Here is an 18,217-nt window from a genome sequence, read left to right as displayed (position 1 = left end):
GTCATAGTCTCTCGATCCAGTCGTAGCGGATGGCGATAGTCACGTCGCATGGTTCGGCGATTACCGCGGCGCGGCGTTCGGCGCTGGCGCGCCAGCCGTGTGGGGTCATGGCCAGCAGGTCGGCGCGGGCCTCGCTGCTCGGCAGGTGCAGATTGAAGGTCAGGGTTTCGCTGTGGGCCAGGCGCATGCCCTCCGGGATCAGCTCCAGGTGCTTCTGATCATCGTAGTCACGCACTTCGTCATACAGCTTCTGCCGCAACTCCATCAGATGCTCACTGGTCGGGCCCATACGCAGCAGGCCACCACCGGGGGCGAGCAGGCGTTTGGCTTCCTGCCAGTCGAGTGGGCTGAAAACGCTGGCGAGCAGTTGGCAGCTGGCATTACTCAGTGGCACGCGGGCCATGCTCGCCACCAGCCAATTGAGCTGGAGCGCGCGCTTGCAACCGCGCTTGATCGCTTCGCGGGAGATATCCAGGGCATAGCCATCGGCATGCGGCAGGGCATCGGCGATCTGCGCGGTGTAGTAACCCTCGCCGCAACCGATATCCAGCCAGCGTGCCGGGTTATAACCGGCCGCCAGTTCGGCCAGGCGCTTGGCTAATGGTGCGTAATGACCACCGTCGAGAAATCGCCGCCGCGCCTCGACCATGGCGGCGTTGTCGCCCGGGTCGCGGCTGTTCTTGTGCTGCACCGGCAGCAGGTTCAGGTAACCCTGGCGCGCACGGTCAAAGCGGTGGTTGGCCGGGCAGGTGACGCCATTATCGAGCGTTTGCAGCGCCGCCTGGCAGATAGGGCAGATCAGCATGCGAAAAATCCATTAACAGGCCGTCGCGAGCGCCCCGAGAGCAAGGCGGACGGAACGCAGCGACGAGACATATCAAATAGATAGGCGAGGAGCGAGTACCGCCCAACGCAGCTATCGGGGTGCGTAGCAGGCTTGTTCATGGATTTTCATGCGAGCAGATTGACCAGGGTTCGGTAGTAGATCTCGGTCAGCACATCCAGATCACTGGCCAGTACGCGTTCATCTACCTGGTGGATGGTGGCGTTCACCGGGCCGAGTTCGACCACCTGGGTGCCGAGGGTGGCGATAAAGCGCCCATCCGAGGTGCCGCCGCTGGTCGAGGGCTTGGTGTCGCGGCCGGTGACGGCCTTGATGCTGGCCGCTACGGCGTCGAGCAAGGCACCTGGCTCAGTGAGAAAAGGCAGGCCGGAGAGTGCCCAGTCGAGCTCAAAATCCAAGCCGTGTTTGTCGAGGATGGCCTGAGTACGCTGCTGCAGGCCCTCAACCGTCGATTCAGTCGAGAAGCGGAAGTTGAAGATGGCTTTCAACTCACCCGGAATCACGTTGGTCGCCCCAGTGCCCGAGTTGAGGTTGGAGATCTGGAAGCTGGTCGGCGGGAAGAACGCGTTGCCGTCGTCCCAATGCTCGGCAGCCAGTTCGGCCAGGGCCGGCGCGGCCAGGTGAATCGGGTTGCGCGCCAGGTGTGGGTAGGCCACGTGACCTTGTTTGCCGCGTACGGTGAGCGTGCAGCCGAGGGAGCCGCGGCGACCGTTTTTCACCACGTCACCAACCAGGGTGGTGCTTGATGGTTCGCCGACGATGCACCAGTCCAGACGTTCATTACGTTCGCGCAGGCGCTCGACCACGGCCTTGGTGCCGTTATGCGCCGGACCTTCTTCGTCGCTGGTAATCAGGAAGGCGATACGGCCTTTGTGGTCCGGGTATTCGGCAACAAAGCGCTCAACGGCGATGATCATCGACGCCAGGCTACCTTTCATGTCCGCTGCGCCACGACCGCAGAGCATGCCTTGCTCGTCGATCAGGGCATCGAATGGCTGGTGCTGCCAGTTTTGTACTGGGCCGGTTGGCACTACATCGGTGTGTCCGGCAAAGCACAGTACGGGTCCCTCTTGGCTGCCGTGGCTGGCCCAAAAATTGTCCACTTCCTCGATCCGCATCGGCTCGATGACGAAGCCGCAGGCGGCAAGGCGGCGCGTCATCTGTTCCTGGCAGCCTTCATCGAGCGGCGTGACGGACGGGCGACGAATCAGCTCGCAGGCAAGCTCCAGCGTCGGGGAGAGGGGCGTGGCGTTGGCGGTCATTGCGGCTCCAAGGCGGCATCAAGCGGAAAGGCCGCCATCTTAAAGCAAAACGGCGGCCCTTGGCCGCCGTCTAGCATTCGGGCATAGCCAGTGTCAGCTGGCAGCGACCGTTTGCTGCGCGCTTGCCTGTGGCGCTGGCAAGGACGACAGCAGCGCCATGATCAGCGCCGCCAGGTAGGGCAGCGACTGCACCACCAGCATAGCCACCCAAAACTGCACATCGGCGCTGGGTAGGCCCTGGACAACGCTGATACCTGCGGCCGCTCCCCATAGCAGCAGCATGATAAACACTTCTTCGCGGGCCTCGGCCAAGGCCACCATGATGCCGTGATTACTGGCCATCTTTGGTGTGCGGAAGAACGGGATGGTCTTGGTAAAGGTGCCGTAGAGCACTGCTTTGGCAATCGTGTGCGACAGCGCCAGGCCCGCTACTGCCGCCTGGAATGAACGCACCAGATCGACGCCCATGGCCTTGCGGTAGAGGAACAAAATCTTGCCCAGCTTGAAGAAGAACAGCGCCAGGGGCGGGATGGCGAAGATCATCAAGGGCGGATCGACCCGCTGCGGCACGATGATCATCGCTGCCGACCAGAGCAGCGCACCGACGGTAAAGAAGATATTCAGGCCGTCGGCAATCCACGGCAGCCAGCCGGCTACGAAGTGGTAACGCTGACCGGTCTTGAGCTCGGAGTCCTTGCCGAGGAACAGGCTGCGGGCATGGCCTTTCATGATCTGTATCGCACCGTAGGCCCAGCGGAAACGCTGCTTTTTGTAATCAATAAAGGTGTCCGGCATCAGCCCGCGGCCAAAGCTTTCGTGGGCATAGGCGGCGCTGTAACCTTTTTCAAACACACGCAGGCCCAGTTCGGCGTCTTCACAGATGGTCCAGTCAGCCCACTTCAATTCATCCATCACGGTGCGGCGGATCATAGTCATGGTGCCGTGTTGGATGATCGCGTCACGGTCGTTACGGGTCACCATGCCGATATGGAAGAAGCCTTTGTATTCGGCGTAGCAGAGTTTCTTGAAGACGTTTTCGTTGCCGTCACGGTAATCTTGCGGCGATTGCACTACGGCGATTTTAGGGTCGCTGAAGTGCGGCACCATGTACTTGAGCCAGTTTTTGTCGACGCAGTAATCGGCGTCGATCACCGCCACCACTTCGGCGCTCGGACAGGTGTGCGGCAGAATGTAGTTCAGCGCCCCGCCCTTGAAACCGGCAATCGGCGCGACATGGAAGAAGCGGAAGCGCGGGCCTAGTACTTTGCAATACGCCTCTACCGGCTCCCACACGGCCGGGTCCTTGGTGTTGTTGTCGATGATGATGACTTCGTAGTCCGGGTAATCCAGTGCGGCGAGAGCGTCGAGGGTCTTTTTGACCATCTCCGGCGGCTCGTTGTAGCAGGGCACGTGGACCGACACCTTGGGCCGGTAGGCAGTGTCGGTTACGACCGGTTGGAACGGCCGGCGGCGTGCATGGGTCCAGGCGGTTTCGGCCAGTTCGTGAGCCTCGGTGAGCAGGACGATAAACACGCCGAAGGCGCCGATACCTAGCAGCAGGCCGACCAGGATGCTGAACCAGGTGCTGTATTGCTGGCTGTAGTCATAACCGATCCACACCAGAGCGGAGCCGCCAGCGAAGGCCACAACCGTCAGGAAGGTACGCCCACGCTGGCGTAGAGCGCTGCCGTCGATCAGCAGCATGGCCAGGCTAAGCAGCGCCAGTACTACTGAGGCGATGGCCAGCAAGCGCCACTGTGGAATCGCCACCACCGGCCCTTCGAAGGCGAATTTGGCCTGACGCTCGAGGTTATATACGCCCCAGTAAGCCCCCACCGAGCCTTCATCGCTGGCCTTCCAGGGTTGGTCGAACGCTTCAATGACGAAATAGTTGTAGCCCTTAGCGTTCAGCGCGTTGACCAGGGTGCGCAGGTAGATCGCCTGGTCCGCTTGTGAGGCATCGGCACCACCGCGCATACGGCCATTACTCGGCCAGCCAACTTCGGAGAGCAGCAGGGGCTTTTTCGGGAAGAGCTTCTTCAGGTCTTTGGCGCGCTCAAGGACGAACTCGGTGGAGTCCTCCATGGGTACGAACTCCCAGTAGGGCAGCACGTGTGCGGCAATCAGATCGGTGTGCTGCGCCAGTTCCGGATGATCCTGCCAGATGTGCCATTGCTCGGAAGTGGTGACAGGCACCTTGACCGCAGCGCGTACACGCTTGATATAGGTAATCAGATTCTCTGGCGTCACTTCACTGCGGAACAGGGCCTCGTTACCGACCATCACACGCACCACGCTGCGTGAATTGTTGGCAATCTCGATGGCCTTGGCGATTTCCCGCTCATTGCGCTCCAAGTCCGGACTGATCCAGATGCCCAGGGTCACGCGCAGGCCAAACTCTTCGGCTAATAAAGGGATATTTCCCAGCGGGCCATCCACCGAGTAGGTACGGATGTTGTCGGTCTGGGTGCTCAGCAGTTCCAGATCGGCACGCATCTGCTCATCGCTGGGGTAGGTGTCCTGCTGTGGGTTCTGCCCGGCGCGGAAGGGCGAAAATGAATACCCGGAGATCTGTTCTGGCCAATCGGGGGCCGTTACCGGGCGGTTATACAGCGCCCAAATACCAGTAAACAGGGCGGCAATCGCCAGGAACATGACCAGGTTCAGTCCAAACTTACGCGAAGGCATAGTGTGCAGGTCCAGCGAAGGGGCAATAAAAAGCGACGGACGTCGGGTGGCGCATGCTACGCCGGCGCAGGGCTGTATAGCTAGGGCATGTTGATGGGACGGTCGTGCGCGTGGAAGGTTCCTGTTGTGGCTAAGTGCCACTGCTGTTCATCGGTTAACACGCATTGGCGCGATACAGCGCTTGGGTGCTGTCCGCCGGCTACCTATAATGCGCGCCGCTGTAGTTAGCGAGAGAGAAGAATGCCTGTGGATGAACAACGCTTTGCCGGAATTGCCCGTCTGTATGGCCGCCAAGGAGCCGAACGGCTGGCGGCTGCGCATGTGGCGGTGGTCGGTATTGGCGGCGTGGGCTCCTGGGCAGCTGAAGCGTTGGCGCGTTCCGGGGTAGGCGAGATCTCTCTGTTTGACCTGGATGATGTCTGCGTCAGCAACAGCAATCGCCAGCTGCATGCACTCGACAGCACCATTGGCCAGCCCAAGGTCGAGGTGATGGCGGCGCGTATTCGCGCAATCAATCCGGCCTGCGTGGTGCATGCGGTAGCGGATTTCGTTACCCGTGAAACCATGGCCGACTACATCACCGAGCAGCTTGATGCGGTTATCGACTGCATCGACAGCGTCAACGCCAAGGCCGCGCTGATTTCGTGGTGCAAACGCCGCAAGATTCAGGTGATTACCACCGGCGGCGCAGGCGGACAGATCGACCCGACGCAGATTCAGGTCGGCGACCTGAACAAGACCTGGAACGATCCGCTGGCGTCCAAGGTGCGTTCCACCCTGCGCCGCGACTATGGGTTTTCACGTACACCGGGGCGCAACTACAGCGTGCCGTGCGTGTATTCCAGCGAGCAGCTGCGCTATCCCAAACCCGATGGCACGGTGTGTCAGTACAAGGGTTTTGTCGGCGAAGGGGTCAAGCTCGACTGCGCCGGTGGCTTTGGCGCGGTGATGATGGTGACCGCAACGTTTGGCATGGTGGCCGCCGCGCGCATCGTCGATAAATTGGTCGCTGGTACGCGGCGGCCGGCGGAGCGGCGGCCCGCACATGATGATGTTAACTAAGCTTTAAAGAATGGCCGATTGCGGTCGATGTTCAGCAGGGATGTGCTGGTGATTCTCTTCTGAGGTGTGCTGTGTTGTCCCTGCTGCGTCATGTGTTACGTCATCTCCCGCGATCTATGTTGCTGTGTGCAGCGTTTTTCGCTTGCCTGAATGCTTATGCCCATCCGGTTGTACGGGTTGGAACCGGTGATTGGGTGCCCTATGTCGATCAACAGCGTACCGATGGTGGCGCCTTGTCGCGACTGGTGCGCGATATCTTCAAGGCGGCGGGTTATCAGGTTGAATTCGTCTATTACCCCTGGGACCGTAATTTGCTGATGCTCGAACAGGGCGGGCTGGATGCGGTTATGCCTTACTCCTGCTCTGCCTCGCGGCGGCGCATCAGTGAGTGCAGTGATCCCGTGGTGCAAGGCGAAATTGTGCTGTTCCAGCGCACCGACCAGCAGCTGAACTGGAATGTTATCGACGACCTCGATGCCTTTAGCATCGCCACCACTCTGGGCTATTCCTATGGCCCGGAGTTTGATGCGGCGGTGCAGAGTGGGGCGCTGACGGTGCAGCAGAGCGGCAAGGAGGACACCGGATTTCGGCTGCTGGAGTTGGGCCGGGTGGATTTTCATCCGCAGGATCGCGCGGTGGGCTACGCCATGCTGCGGCGGATGTTCAGCCCTGAAGCGCGCGCGACAATTACCCACCACCCGCGTACGTTGAACACCGAGCCGCTGCACCTGCTATTTCGCAAGGGCGATGCCAAGGCTGATCGATTGCGCAAGGTGTTCAATGCCGGCTTGCGTCGCCTGGCCGAAAATGGCGAGTTGGAGCGTTTGCAGCAGGCTTTGTATTCAGGTGATGCCGATCAGTGGCTGACGGAGCCCTGATCGGCCGTATCCAACAATTGCTGCATCCGTGTCAGCACAGCCTGCAGGCCGTTGCTGCGGGAGGGCGACAGGTGGCGGGCGAGGCCGAGCTGGGTAAACCAATCGGCAAGATCCAGCGCTATCAGTTCGTCTTGTCCCAGGCCGTTGACCCGTGCCAGCAGTAGCGCAAGCAGGCCGCGCAATAGTCGAGCATCACTGCTGGCGCGAAACTGCCAGTGCGCGCCGTCGCGCTCGGCCAGTAGCCACACCTGACTTTCACAGCCTTGCACCTGGTTGGCTTCACAGCGCTCTGCGTCGTTGAGCGGGGCCAGCTGGTCGCCCCATTGCATCAACAGGCGTGCGCGCTGTTCCCAGCCGGCGCAGGCGCTAAAGGCCTGTAACGCAGTCTGGGCGCTGGCGGGCAGGTGGCTCACTGCAACAGCTCCTGCGCTTGATCCAGAGCGCTGAAGAAGCGCTGCAGATCGCCGCCATCGTTATACAGCCCTAGGGATACGCGAATTGCCCCGCTCAGACCAAGGCCCTGCAGTAGCGGCATCGCGCAGTGATGGCCGGCGCGCACGGCTATTCCCTGTTCGGTCAGCAGGTGGGCGAGGTCGGCGTTATGCACGCCGTCGACCACAAAACTGGCCAGGGCGACGTTAGGCGCGCCGAGCAGGCGCACGCCTTGGCGCTGCTGCAGTCCGGCGATCAGCTCTGCATGCAGCGCTGTTTCGTGGGCGCTGACGGTGCTGGCGTCGAGGCTGCTCAGGTAATCCAGACTGGCGCCAAGGGCGATCACCGAGGCAATTGGCGGCGTGCCGGCCTCAAAACCCAGTGGCGCAGGACGAAAGCTGGCGCTGGTGTAGTCGGTGTGCAACAGCATCTCGCCGCCAAACTGCCAATGCGCCAGCTGCTCCAGGGCCTGCGTGCGGCCATAAAGCAGGCCGACGCCATCCGGGCCATAGAGCTTATGGCTGGAACAGATATAAAAATCGCAGCCCAGTGCCTGCACGTCCTGACGACCGTGCACCACACCCTGGGTGCCATCGACCAGAGTCAGCGCGCCTTGCGCCTGTGCCATGGCGAGCAGTTGCTCAAGCGGTTGCCAGCAACCGAGCACATTGGACAGCTGACTGACCGCTAGCAGGCGGGTGTGCGGGCCGATCAGCTGCGCCGCTTGGGCTAGATCGATCAATCCATGCTGATCCAGTGGCAGCACCACCAGCTTGAGCTGCCGGCGCAGTGCCAGTTGCTGCCAGGGCAGCAGGTTGGCGTGATGTTCTAGCGCGCTGATAACGATCTCGTCGCCAGGTTGTAAACGCTGCTCCAGGCCGTAGGCCAGCAGGTTGAAGGCTTCGGTGGCGCTACGGGTAAAGATGATCTGTTGCGCGTCGGGCGCATTTAGCCAGCGTGCGGCCTTTTCGCGAGTGGCTTCGAAGGCACGGGTGGCGCGCTCGCCCGGTACATGCTGGGCGCGATGCACATTGGCTGCGCCACCGGCGTAATAGCCAAGCAGAGCATCGAGCATGGCCTGGGGTTTTTGCGCGGTGGCGGCGCTGTCCAGATAGGTCTGGCCTTCGGCCGCAAGGGCCTGGACACCAGGGAAGTCAGCACGCCAGGGTGAGATCAGTGACATTGGCTTCGGCACCGTAGGAACTGTCTGTTGAGTATAAATAGACAGGCCGGGCATGGGCCCGGCCTGTGGCAACTGCGCTGCGCTTAGTTGTGCGCGTGCAGGGCTTCGTTCAGTTCAATCGCCGACTTGTGGGTTTTGCACTCCACGGCACCGGTTTGCGAGTTGCGACGGAACAGCAGGTCCGGTTGACCCGCCAGGTCACGGGCCTTGAGTACCTTGACCAGCTGGTTGTCAGCATCCAGCAGCGCCACCTTGGTACCTGCGGTGATGTACAGGCCGGATTCCACGGTGTTGCGATCGCCCAGCGGAATGCCGATACCGGCATTGGCGCCGATCAGGCAGCCTTCGCCCACCGAAATCACGATATTGCCGCCACCGGACAGGGTGCCCATGGTCGAGCAGCCGCCGCCGAGGTCCGAGCCCTTGCCGACGAATACGCCCGCAGACACGCGGCCTTCGATCATGCCTGGGCCGGCGGTACCGGCATTGAAGTTGACGAAACCTTCGTGCATCACGGTGGTGCCTTCGCCCACATAGGCGCCCAGACGGATACGGGCGCTGTCAGCAATACGCACGCCAGCCGGTACCACGTAGTCGGTCATTTTCGGGAACTTGTCCACCGAGAACACTTCCAGCAGCTCGCCTTTCAGGCGCGCTTCCAGCTGACGTTCAGCCAGTTCACTGAGATCGACTGCACCCTGGCTGGTCCAGGCCACGTTGGGCAGTAGTGGGAAGATACCGGTGAGGTTCAAACCGTGTGGCTTAACCAGGCGATGCGACAGCAGGTGTAGCTTGAGGTAGGCCTCAGGGGTGCTGGTCAGTACGCTGTCTTCGGCGAGCAGAGTGACTACCAGCGGCTTCTGACTCTCGGCCAGGCGGGTGAGCAGGGCAGATTGCGCAGCATCGATATTTTTCAAGGCTTCGGCCAGTTCGCCGGCCTGGTTGTTGCTGATCATGATGGCGTGGTTGCCGCCCTGGTAATCGATCTTTTCGATTACTTTGGCGACCAACTCGCTGGCCGGGTTGAGCAACGGTTGGGCGTAGAAGACTTCCAGCCAGTTACTCTGACGGTTCTGGGTGCCAACGCCAAAGGCCAGGCTGAAGAGGGTTGTGCTCATGCTGTTTTCCTTACCGCAAATTCGTGTGGGCCGGCTGATTCAAACCAGTTCGGCGGCATAACGGTCGGCTTTGAAGCCAACCAGGGTCTTGTTGCCGAGATCCAGCACCGGGCGTTTGATCATCGACGGTTGGGCGAGCATCAGTTCGATCGCCTTGTGCTGATCGAGGTCGCTTTTCTGCGCCTCGTCCAGCTTGCGGAAGGTGGTGCCTGCACGGTTCAGGATGGTTTCCCAACCATGCTCATTGCACCACTTTTCCAGGTTGCCACGGTCGATGCCGCAGGCTTTGTAATCATGAAAGGCGTAGCTTACCCCGTGCTCGTCGAGCCAGGTGCGGGCTTTTTTCATGGTGTCGCAGGCTTTTATGCCAAACAGGGACTTACTCATCAGAGGCTCTTCACAAAGTCGCGGATACGTTCGGCTGCTGCCACACACTCGGCCAGCGGCGCGACCAGGGCCATGCGCACGCGGCCGGCGCCTGGGTTGTGGCCGTCCACTGCGCGCGACAGGTACGAGCCGGGCACCACGGTGACATGCTCGCGGGCAAACAGCTCGCGGGTAAATGTTTCATCGTCTATCGGGGTTTTCGCCCACAGGTAAAAGCCGCCATCAGGGCGCTGTACATCCAGTACGCCATCGAGAATCTCCAGCACTGCGTCAAACTTCTCGCGATACAGATCGCGGTTGGCTTTGACGTGGGCTTCGTCGTTCCAGGCGGCAACGCTGGCCAGCTGGGTTTGTACCGGCATGGCGCAGCCGTGGTAGGTACGGTACAGCAGGAAAGATTTCAGAATGTCGGCGTCGCCAGCCACGAAGCCAGAACGCAGGCCCGGCAGATTGGAGCGCTTGGACAGGCTGTGGAATACCACACAGCGCTTGAAATCAGTGCGGCCCAGCTCGGCGCAAGCGCTCAGCAGACCGGCCGGCGGATTGCCTTCATCGAAATACAGTTCGCTGTAGCACTCGTCGGCCGCGATCACGAAGTCGAAGGTGTCGGCCAGGGCGATCAGCTTTTTCAGTGTGGGCAGCGGAATCAACGCACCAGTGGGGTTGCCGGGCGAGCAGAGAAAGAGGATTTGGCAGCGCTGCCAGACCTCGTCGCTGACGGCGTCGAAGTCCGGGTTAAAGCCATGCTCTTCCAAGCACGGCAGGTAGTGCGGCTGCGCGCCTGCAAGAAAAGCTGCGCCTTCATAGATTTGGTAGAAGGGGTTGGGGCTGACTACCAGGCCATCCACATCGCGTTTGACCACAGCCTGGGTAAAAGCAAACAGCGCCTCACGGGTGCCGTTGACCGGCAGCACATGGCGCGCTGGGTCAAGCACGCCGGCCGGCAGGCCAAAGCGGCGGTTACACCAGTTGGCGATGGCTTCACGCAGCGCCGGAATGCCCAGGGTGGTCGGGTAGACCGCAAGCTGGTCGAGGTTGGCGCGCAATGCCTCGGCGACAAACTCTGGTGAGCGGTGTTTGGGCTCGCCGATCGACAGGGCGATCGGGCTCTTGTCGGCGCTAGCCTGCACGCTGCCCAGCAATGCGCGGAGCTTTTCAAACGGGTAGGGCTGAAGCTGGTTTAACGCGTCGTTCATTGTTGCTTCCTGAGGTCTGCCAGCGCCCGCATCCTAGATATCGGGCGGCTCAAGGCAAGGGCAAGTGGCTTAAATAATGATTCGGGTCGGTTCTACCTGCGCCCCCGGCGCATCGGACAGCTGCGCCACCATGGTGGCCTGCAGGCGCGTGCACAGCTCGGGGTCAGACAGCTGCTGGTTGTGCGCGTCGGTAACGAAGAACACGTCTTCGACTCGCTCGCCCAGGGTGGCAATCTTGGCGTTCTGTAGCGACAGATCGAAGTCGAGGAAGATTCGCCCGATCCGCGCGAGCAATCCCGGTCGATCCGGTGCGGTGACTTCGATAATGGTCACGGGACGATGCGCGTCATTGTGAATCGTCACTTGCGGGGCAAAGGCAAAGTGCTTGAGCTGGCGCGGTACGCGGCGCTGAATGATGCTGGGGTAGTCGTCGGGATGCTTCAGTACATCGATCAGGCCCTGGCGAATCTCTTCGATCCGCTGCGGATTGTCGCCAATCGAGCCGCCTTCGCTTTCCAGCACGATATAGGTGTCGAGGGTGAACTGGCTGGTGGACGTGAGAATCCGTGCGTCATGGATGTTCAGGTTGAGCTGGGCCATGGCCGCCACTGTCACGGCAAAGAAGTCGTGCTGGTCTTCGGCGTAGATGAAGATTTGCGTGCCGCCCTCGAATTCGCGCTGGGTGGTTTCCTTGATCAATACCAGAGGGTTGCCATCGTTTGGGTGGCGGATGATTGCCAGCGTGTGCCAGGCAACATCCTCTGCGGTGTGACGCAGGAAGTAGTCATCGCCCAGTTGCGCCCACAGTTGTTCGGCTACGTCGGCATCGGTGCCACCGCGCACCAAAATGTCCAGCGCTGCGACCTGGGTCAGGCGAATCTGTTCTTCGCGGTCCAGCGGGTTCTCCAGGCCACGGTTGAGTGCGCGCTTGGTTTCCGTATACAGCTGGCGCAGTAGGCTGGCGCGCCAGGAGTTCCACAGGCTTGGATTGGTGGCGTTGATGTCGGCCACGGTCAGCACATAGAGGTAGTCCAGGCGCGTTTGGTCGCCGACTAAATGCGCAAAGTCGGAGATCACTTGTGGGTCTGAAAGGTCCTTGCGCTGCGCGGTCGTCGACATCACCAGATGGCTCTGTACCAGCCAGGCAATCAGCTTGGAATCCCAGCTGGGTAGCTGATGACGCTCGCAGAACGCGGCTGCGTCGACTGCGCCAAGTTCAGAGTGATCGCCGCCGCGACCTTTGCCGATATCGTGGTAAATCCCCGCAAGGTAGATCAGCTCTGGCTTGGGCAGCTTCTCGACCAGCTCGCTGGCCAGTGGGAATTTCTCCGCGACCCCAGGTTTGGTCAGTTTGCGCAGGTGCTTGATCAGATTCAGGGTGTGCGCATCGACCGTGTAGATGTGGAAAAGGTCATGCTGCATCTGCCCGACAATCAGGCCGAACTCTGGCAGATAGAGCCCGAGAATGCCGTAGCGGTTCATCCGCCGCAGGTTGCGATGGATGCCTTCCTTGCACTTGAATAGCTCGATAAACAGGCTGGTGTTACGAATGTCGCGGCGAAAGTCATCGTCGATCAGGTAGCGGTGATCCCGCAGCAAGCGGATTGTGTCGGCGCAAACACCTTCAATTTCCGGGTGCTGGGCCATCACCACGAAAATTTCCAGGATGGCGAACGGAGTGCGCTTGAAGATGCCAGGGTGGGTGGCCTCTATGTAGTTATTGCGCACCTGGAAACGGCTGTTGAGTTGGGTCGCCGGGCCGCTCTCGCCGGCGCGCAGGATCTGCTCTTCAAAGTGCTGAATGATTAGGTCGCTGAGCTCGGCAATCGCCATCACCACGCGGTAGTACTTCTGCATAAAGCGCTCGATGGCGCGCTTGCTGTCGCTGTCCTCGTAACCGAGCAGGGCCGCCACCTTGCTCTGATGGTCAAATAGCAGACGGTCTTCGGCGCGGCCGGCGAGCATGTGCAGGGCGTAGCGCACTTTCCATAGGAATTCCTGGCTGGAGGCGAGCAGGGCGTATTCGCTTTCCAGCAAAAAGCCCTGGCCGACCATGGCGTGCAGGTTCAGCGTGCCGAAATGCCGGCGCGCGACCCAGAGGATGGTCTGGATGTCGCGCAGCCCCCCGGGTGAGCCTTTGACGTTGGGCTCCAGATTGTATTCGGTGTCGTTGTATTTGCCGTGACGGGCACGCTGCTCTTTATGCTTGGCCAGGAAGAACTGCTTGCTCGGCCACATCTGCTCGGTGCTGGTAACCAACTGCATACGCTGACGCAGGCGCTCGGGGCCGGCGATGGTGCGGCTTTCCATCAGGTTGGTGATCACCGTCAGGTCAGCGCGGGCTTCCTCGGCGCATTCATCCACGCTGCGCACGCTTTGCCCGACTTCCAGGCCGATGTCCCAGAGCAGAGTAAGGAAACGCTCGATGGGCTCGCGGAAGGTTTCGTGGTCGGCGTTATCAAGCAGGATCAGCAGGTCGATATCGGAGAAGGGATGCAACTCGCCGCGGCCATAGCCGCCGACAGCCAGCAGGGCGATATCGGCGTCTTCACTCCAGTCCAGGCGCTCCCAAGCTTCACGCAGGATCTGGTCGACAAACCAGGCGCGGTCTTCGACTAGGCGGCGCACATCGCGGCCACTGGTGAAGCGCCCGTCGAGCACCTCACGGGCGTGGCGGATGGCCTTCTTGAATGCCGCAATAGGGCTGGCCTTGAGCGCCAGTTCTGCCTGGAACTGGCCGCGGTCGAACAGCTCGGGATCTACCTGCGGCATTGCGGCCTTCCTTCTATCTATACAGCAGACTCGGCGAGAGGCTCAGGCTGAGGTGCGGGCGATGGTGTCGTCGTTGCGCAAGGTGAAGATCTCGTAGCCGTCAGCGGTCACCAGAATGGTGTGCTCCCACTGGGCGGAGAGCTTGCGGTCCTTGGTGATCGCGGTCCAGCCGTCACCCAGAGTGCGGGTTTCCGCGCGCCCCTGGTTGATCATCGGCTCGATGGTGAACGTCATGCCTTCTTTCAGTTCCATGCCGGTGCCAGCGCGGCCGTAGTGCAATACTTGCGGCTCTTCATGGAACACCGCGCCAATACCATGGCCGCAGTATTCGCGCACAACGGAAAAACCGTTCTTCTCGGCGTGCTTCTGGATCACTTCGCCGATATCGCCCAGGCGCGTGCCGGGTTTGACCAGCTCGATGCCTTTATACATGCACTCTTGAGTGATCTTGGCCAGGCGTTCGGCCCACTCAGGCACTTTGCCGACCATAAACATCTTGCTGGTATCGCCGTGGTAGCCATCCTTGATCACGGTGATGTCGATGTTGATCACGTCGCCTTCTTTCAACGGCTTGTCATTCGGGATGCCGTGGCAGACCACATGGTTGACCGAAGTGCAGATCGACTTGGGGAAGCCTTTGTAATTGAGCGGCGCAGGGATGGCCTGTTGCACGTTGACAATATAGTCATGGCAAATACGGTCGAGCGCTTCGGTGGTGACGCCGGGCTTGACGTGCTCGCCAATCATTTCCAGAACTTCGGCAGCCAGGCGACCGGCTACGCGCATTTTCTCGATTTCGTCGGGCGTTTTGATGGTGACGGTCATGTGCGGCTCTCGAACGCGAACAGAAAGGGCGCCATCTTAACAGCTACAATCCGCCAGCCATAAGCTCCACGTAAAAACCTGCCGTTGCGCCACTTGTATATGTGCTGTCTGCAAGTAGCTTGCTCCTGGCTTTTATGGTATAAAACGCGCCGCTTTACGGGCTGTGTGCCCGAAAGCTTAAACCCACACACGTATCGACACGGTTTCCTGGGTGCCTTGCGACAAGTTCGCCGGGTTGGAGATCGGGATACGTGGAGGCCTAACCCGACTTATCAAGGAACTATCATGTCCCAAGTCAACATGCGCGATATGCTGAAGGCCGGTGTGCACTTCGGCCACCAGACCCGTTACTGGAATCCGAAAATGGGCAAGTACATTTTCGGCGCGCGCAACAAGATCCACATCATCAACCTTGAAAAAACCCTGCCAATGTTCAATGACGCGCTGTCGTTCGTTGAGAAACTGGCTTCGGGCAAAAACAAGATTCTGTTCGTGGGCACCAAGCGTTCCGCTGGCAAGATCGTTGCTGAAGAAGCAGCACGTTGCGGTTCGCCGTACGTCGATCATCGCTGGTTGGGCGGCATGCTGACCAACTACAAAACCATCCGCGCCTCGATCAAGCGTCTGCGTGATCTGGAAGTTCAGTCCCAGGACGGCACTTTCACCAAGCTGACCAAGAAAGAAGCCCTGATGCGCACCCGTGATCTGGAAAAACTGGATCGCAGCCTGGGTGGTATCAAGGACATGGGCGGTCTGCCAGACGCTCTGTTCGTGATCGACGTTGACCACGAGCGCATTGCTATCACCGAAGCCAACAAGCTGGGTATCCCGGTTATCGGCGTAGTTGATACCAACAGCAGCCCGGAAGGTGTTGATTACATCATCCCAGGTAACGATGACGCCATTCGCGCCATCCAGCTGTACATGGGTGCAATGGCTGACTCGGTAATCCGTGGTCGCACCAACGCTAACGGCGGCACCGACGAATTCGTCGAGCAAGCCCCGGCTGCAGAAGCTGCAGAAGGCTAAGTAAAACGCGTATAGCGTTTGCTTAGTTCGCAAAAAGGGGGCTTGGCCCCCTTTTTGCCACCTTGAAAACCATCGCCGACGTGCAGTTGCAATTGTTTCTGGTCATTGTCGGCAATGCGTTACGAATTGAGCGCCCGTTTTTGGCGGGTGGAATGGTTAACAACCTATCCAGAGGATTTTGAAATGGCAGAAATTACTGCAGCGTTGGTTAAAGAACTGCGTGAGCGTACTGGCGAAGGCATGATGGATTGCAAGAAGGCCTTGACCAAGGCCGGCGGCGACATCGAAAAAGCCATCGACGACATGCGTGCTTCCGGCGCGATCAAAGCTGCCAAGAAAGCTGGCAACGTGGCTGCCGAAGGCGCCATCAGCATCAAGGAAGACGGCAAGACTGCAGTCATTCTCGAAGTTAACTCGCAGACCGACTTCCTGGCTCTGCAGGACGATTTCAAGAGCTTCGTTGCTGCCAGCGTCGAGAAAGCCTTCGCTGACAAACTGTCTGACGTTGAGCCGCTGATCGCTGCTCAAGAAGAAGCCCGTCTGGCTCTGGTTGCCAAGTGCGGCGAGAACGTCAATATCCGTCGTCTGGCGCGTATTGAGGGTGACGTTCTGGGTTCTTACCTGCACGGCAACAAGATCGGTGTTGTGGTTGTGCTCAAGGGCGGCACCGTCGACCTGGCCAAAGACATCGCCATGCACGTAGCTGCAAGCAACCCTGAATTCCTGCTGCCTTCGGAAGTTTCCGCTGAAGCCATCGAGCGCGAGAAAGCCGTGTTCGTCAGCCTCAACGAAGACAAGATCAAGGGCAAGCCGGCCGAAATCGTCGAGAAGATGGTTGCTGGTCGTATCCAGAAGTTCCTTGCTGAAGCCAGCCTGGTTGAGCAAGCCTTCGTTAAGGATCCGGAAATCAAGGTCGGTGCTCTGGCCAAGAAAGCCGGTGCTGAAATCGTTTCCTTCACCTACTTCAAGGTTGGTGAAGGCATCGAGAAGCCGGTCGACAACTTTGCTGAAGAAGTTGCTGCGCAAGTAGCTGCTGCCAGCAAGCAGTAAGACGGCTAACCGCTGTTGCCCCAAAGAGGCTGCCCGCTAACGCGCGCGGCCTCTTTGTCAAATTGAGGGCACAGCTAAGCTGTGGGGTGGTTGGGGCTTTGGCACCAATGACTCGGGGCGCTGTCGAAGCGCTCGATAAAAGCGAACCGAAGGTTTGCACAGAATTCAAACGCCGCAGGAGAGACTCGCAATGGCTCAGCAGATGAGTGGTCGTCAACCGCGCTACAAGCGCATTCTGCTCAAACTTAGCGGCGAGGCCCTGATGGGGTCGGAAGATTTCGGCATCGATCCCAAGGTGCTTGACCGTATGGCGCTGGAAGTCGGTCAACTGGTCGGTATCGGCGTACAGGTCGGTCTGGTGATCGGTGGTGGCAATCTGTTCCGTGGCGCGGCGCTGAGCGCGGCGGGTATGGATCGGGTAACCGGCGACCACATGGGCATGCTGGCTACCGTGATGAACGCCTTGGCCATGCGCGATGCGCTGGAGCGTTCGAATATCCCGGCCATCGTCATGTCGGCCATCTCCATGGTTGGCGTGACCGACCACTACGACCGCCGTAAGGCGCTGCGTCATCTGAAAACCGGTGAGGTGGTGATTTTCGCCGCTGGCACTGGTAATCCGTTCTTCACCACCGACTCGGCCGCTTGTCTGCGCGCCATCGAAATCGATGCCGACGTGGTGCTCAAAGCGACCAAGGTGGATGGTGTGTACACTGCCGATCCGTTCAAGGATCCGCACGCCGAGAAATTCGAGCGCCTGACCTACGATGAAGTGCTTGATCGCAAGCTGGGTGTCATGGATCTGACGGCCATCTGTCTGTGCCGTGACCATGCTATGCCGTTGCGCGTTTTCAATATGAACAAGCCCGGTGCCCTGCTGAACGTTGTAGTCGGCGGCGCTGAAGGCACTCTGATTGAGGAAGATAAACATGATCAATGAGATCAAAAAAGACGCCCAGGTCCGCATGCAGAAGAGCCTGGAATCGCTGGTCCATGCCTTTAGCCGTATCCGCACCGGCCAGGCGCACCCGAGTATCCTGGGTGGTGTGATGGTGCCTTACTACGGTTCCGACACCCCGCTCAATCAAGTGGCCAACGTTACCGTCAAGGACGCACGCACTCTGCAAGTTGTAGCCTTCGAGCGCAACATGCTGGCGGCTGTCGATAAGGCGATCCAGAGCTCCGGTCTGGGCTTCAATCCGACCAACCTGGGTGAGCTGCTGCTGATTTCCATGCCGGCGCTGACCGAAGAAACCCGCAAAGGCTTCACCAAGCAGGCCCGTGATGCCGCCGAAGATGGTCGCGTAGCGGTGCGCAATATCCGTCGTGATGCCTTGAGCCAGTTGAAAGACCTGGTCAAGGAGAAGGAAATCAGTGAAGACGAAGAGCGCCGTGCCGCCGACGAGATCCAGAAGCTGACCGACAAGTTTGTGGCGGAAATCGAAGTCGCAGTGAAGCAGAAAGAAGCGGATCTGATGGCCGTTTAACGGC

General features: G+C 59.9%; 16 protein-coding genes. 6 read left to right on the top strand and 10 right to left on the bottom strand.

What is annotated here, in order from left to right; all coding sequences use genetic code 11:
• Position 1: 1 nt before the first annotated feature.
• The 3 genes from AACY25_RS02985 to AACY25_RS02975 all read right to left on the bottom strand — a co-directional run bounded on the left by AACY25_RS02985 (position 2) and on the right by AACY25_RS02975 (position 4,794).
• On the bottom strand, positions 2 to 805 hold the full coding sequence (locus AACY25_RS02985; RefSeq protein ID WP_339522420.1) for a putative RNA methyltransferase: 804 nt from the start codon (positions 803 to 805) through the stop codon (positions 2 to 4).
• A gap of 146 nt (positions 806 to 951) precedes the next feature.
• A complete protein-coding gene (gene dapE, locus AACY25_RS02980; RefSeq protein ID WP_339522419.1) occupies positions 952 to 2,106 on the bottom strand; it encodes a succinyl-diaminopimelate desuccinylase in 1,155 nt (384 codons plus the stop codon).
• A gap of 93 nt (positions 2,107 to 2,199) precedes the next feature.
• Positions 2,200 to 4,794, bottom strand: coding sequence for a glycosyltransferase (locus AACY25_RS02975; RefSeq protein ID WP_339522418.1), 2,595 nt, complete (start codon positions 4,792 to 4,794; stop codon positions 2,200 to 2,202).
• A 240-nt stretch (positions 4,795 to 5,034) separates the two neighbouring features.
• On the opposite strand from AACY25_RS02975, the gene tcdA reads away from it, so the two are divergent.
• Together tcdA and AACY25_RS02965 are read left to right on the top strand one after the other, a co-directional pair.
• Positions 5,035 to 5,856, top strand: coding sequence for a tRNA cyclic N6-threonylcarbamoyladenosine(37) synthase TcdA (gene tcdA / locus AACY25_RS02970; protein ID WP_339522417.1), 822 nt, complete (start codon positions 5,035 to 5,037; stop codon positions 5,854 to 5,856).
• A 116-nt stretch (positions 5,857 to 5,972) separates the two neighbouring features.
• A complete protein-coding gene (locus tag AACY25_RS02965; RefSeq protein ID WP_339522415.1) occupies positions 5,973 to 6,734 on the top strand; it encodes a substrate-binding periplasmic protein in 762 nt (253 codons plus the stop codon).
• On the opposite strand, the gene AACY25_RS02960 is transcribed toward AACY25_RS02965, so the two are convergent.
• The 7 genes from AACY25_RS02960 to map all read right to left on the bottom strand — a co-directional run bounded on the left by AACY25_RS02960 (position 6,713) and on the right by map (position 14,647).
• Positions 6,713 to 7,147 carry a SufE family protein gene (locus tag AACY25_RS02960; protein WP_339522414.1) on the bottom strand — a complete coding sequence of 145 codons (435 nt, stop codon included), beginning with the start codon at positions 7,145 to 7,147 and terminating at the stop codon, positions 6,713 to 6,715. The genes AACY25_RS02965 and AACY25_RS02960 overlap by 22 nt on opposite strands.
• On the bottom strand, positions 7,144 to 8,349 hold the full coding sequence (locus AACY25_RS02955; protein ID WP_339522413.1) for an aminotransferase class V-fold PLP-dependent enzyme: 1,206 nt from the start codon (positions 8,347 to 8,349) through the stop codon (positions 7,144 to 7,146). Before AACY25_RS02955 ends, AACY25_RS02960 begins: the two co-directional genes overlap by 4 nt.
• A gap of 83 nt (positions 8,350 to 8,432) precedes the next feature.
• Entirely contained in the window at positions 8,433 to 9,467 is a 1,035-nt protein-coding gene (gene dapD, locus AACY25_RS02950; protein WP_339522412.1) for a 2,3,4,5-tetrahydropyridine-2,6-dicarboxylate N-succinyltransferase, read from the bottom strand.
• A gap of 39 nt (positions 9,468 to 9,506) precedes the next feature.
• Positions 9,507 to 9,854 (bottom strand): ArsC family reductase, encoded by a 348-nt coding sequence (locus AACY25_RS02945; protein WP_339522410.1) that lies wholly within the window; start codon positions 9,852 to 9,854, stop codon positions 9,507 to 9,509.
• Positions 9,854 to 11,050, bottom strand: coding sequence for a succinyldiaminopimelate transaminase (dapC, locus tag AACY25_RS02940; protein ID WP_339522409.1), 1,197 nt, complete (start codon positions 11,048 to 11,050; stop codon positions 9,854 to 9,856). Before dapC ends, AACY25_RS02945 begins: the two co-directional genes overlap by 1 nt.
• 69 nt (positions 11,051 to 11,119) lie before the next feature.
• Complete coding sequence (locus AACY25_RS02935) at positions 11,120 to 13,822, bottom strand: [protein-PII] uridylyltransferase (RefSeq protein WP_339522408.1); 2,703 nt, start codon at positions 13,820 to 13,822, stop codon at positions 11,120 to 11,122.
• A 42-nt stretch (positions 13,823 to 13,864) separates the two neighbouring features.
• Positions 13,865 to 14,647 (bottom strand): type I methionyl aminopeptidase, encoded by a 783-nt coding sequence (gene map / locus AACY25_RS02930; RefSeq protein WP_339522406.1) that lies wholly within the window; start codon positions 14,645 to 14,647, stop codon positions 13,865 to 13,867.
• A gap of 285 nt (positions 14,648 to 14,932) precedes the next feature.
• Between map and rpsB the strand changes: the two genes are divergently transcribed.
• The 4 genes from rpsB to frr all read left to right on the top strand — a co-directional run bounded on the left by rpsB (position 14,933) and on the right by frr (position 18,213).
• On the top strand, positions 14,933 to 15,676 hold the full coding sequence (gene rpsB, locus AACY25_RS02925; protein WP_339522404.1) for a 30S ribosomal protein S2: 744 nt from the start codon (positions 14,933 to 14,935) through the stop codon (positions 15,674 to 15,676).
• A 183-nt stretch (positions 15,677 to 15,859) separates the two neighbouring features.
• A complete protein-coding gene (tsf, locus tag AACY25_RS02920; protein WP_275961184.1) occupies positions 15,860 to 16,726 on the top strand; it encodes a translation elongation factor Ts in 867 nt (288 codons plus the stop codon).
• A 190-nt stretch (positions 16,727 to 16,916) separates the two neighbouring features.
• On the top strand, positions 16,917 to 17,666 hold the full coding sequence (pyrH, locus tag AACY25_RS02915) for a UMP kinase (RefSeq protein ID WP_339410079.1): 750 nt from the start codon (positions 16,917 to 16,919) through the stop codon (positions 17,664 to 17,666).
• The gene (gene frr, locus AACY25_RS02910) at positions 17,656 to 18,213 is read left to right on the top strand and encodes a ribosome recycling factor (protein WP_090248391.1); all 558 of its coding nucleotides are present in this window, start codon (positions 17,656 to 17,658) and stop codon (positions 18,211 to 18,213) included. Before pyrH ends, frr begins: the two co-directional genes overlap by 11 nt.
• The last annotated feature ends 4 nt before the right edge of the window (positions 18,214 to 18,217 follow it).

Origin of the sequence: Pseudomonas sp. EA_35y_Pfl2_R111 (assembly GCF_963970955.1) — a bacterium.
Classification (GTDB): Bacteria; Pseudomonadota; Gammaproteobacteria; order Pseudomonadales; family Pseudomonadaceae; genus Aquipseudomonas.
This window is presented reverse-complemented; position numbering and strand designations above follow the sequence as displayed.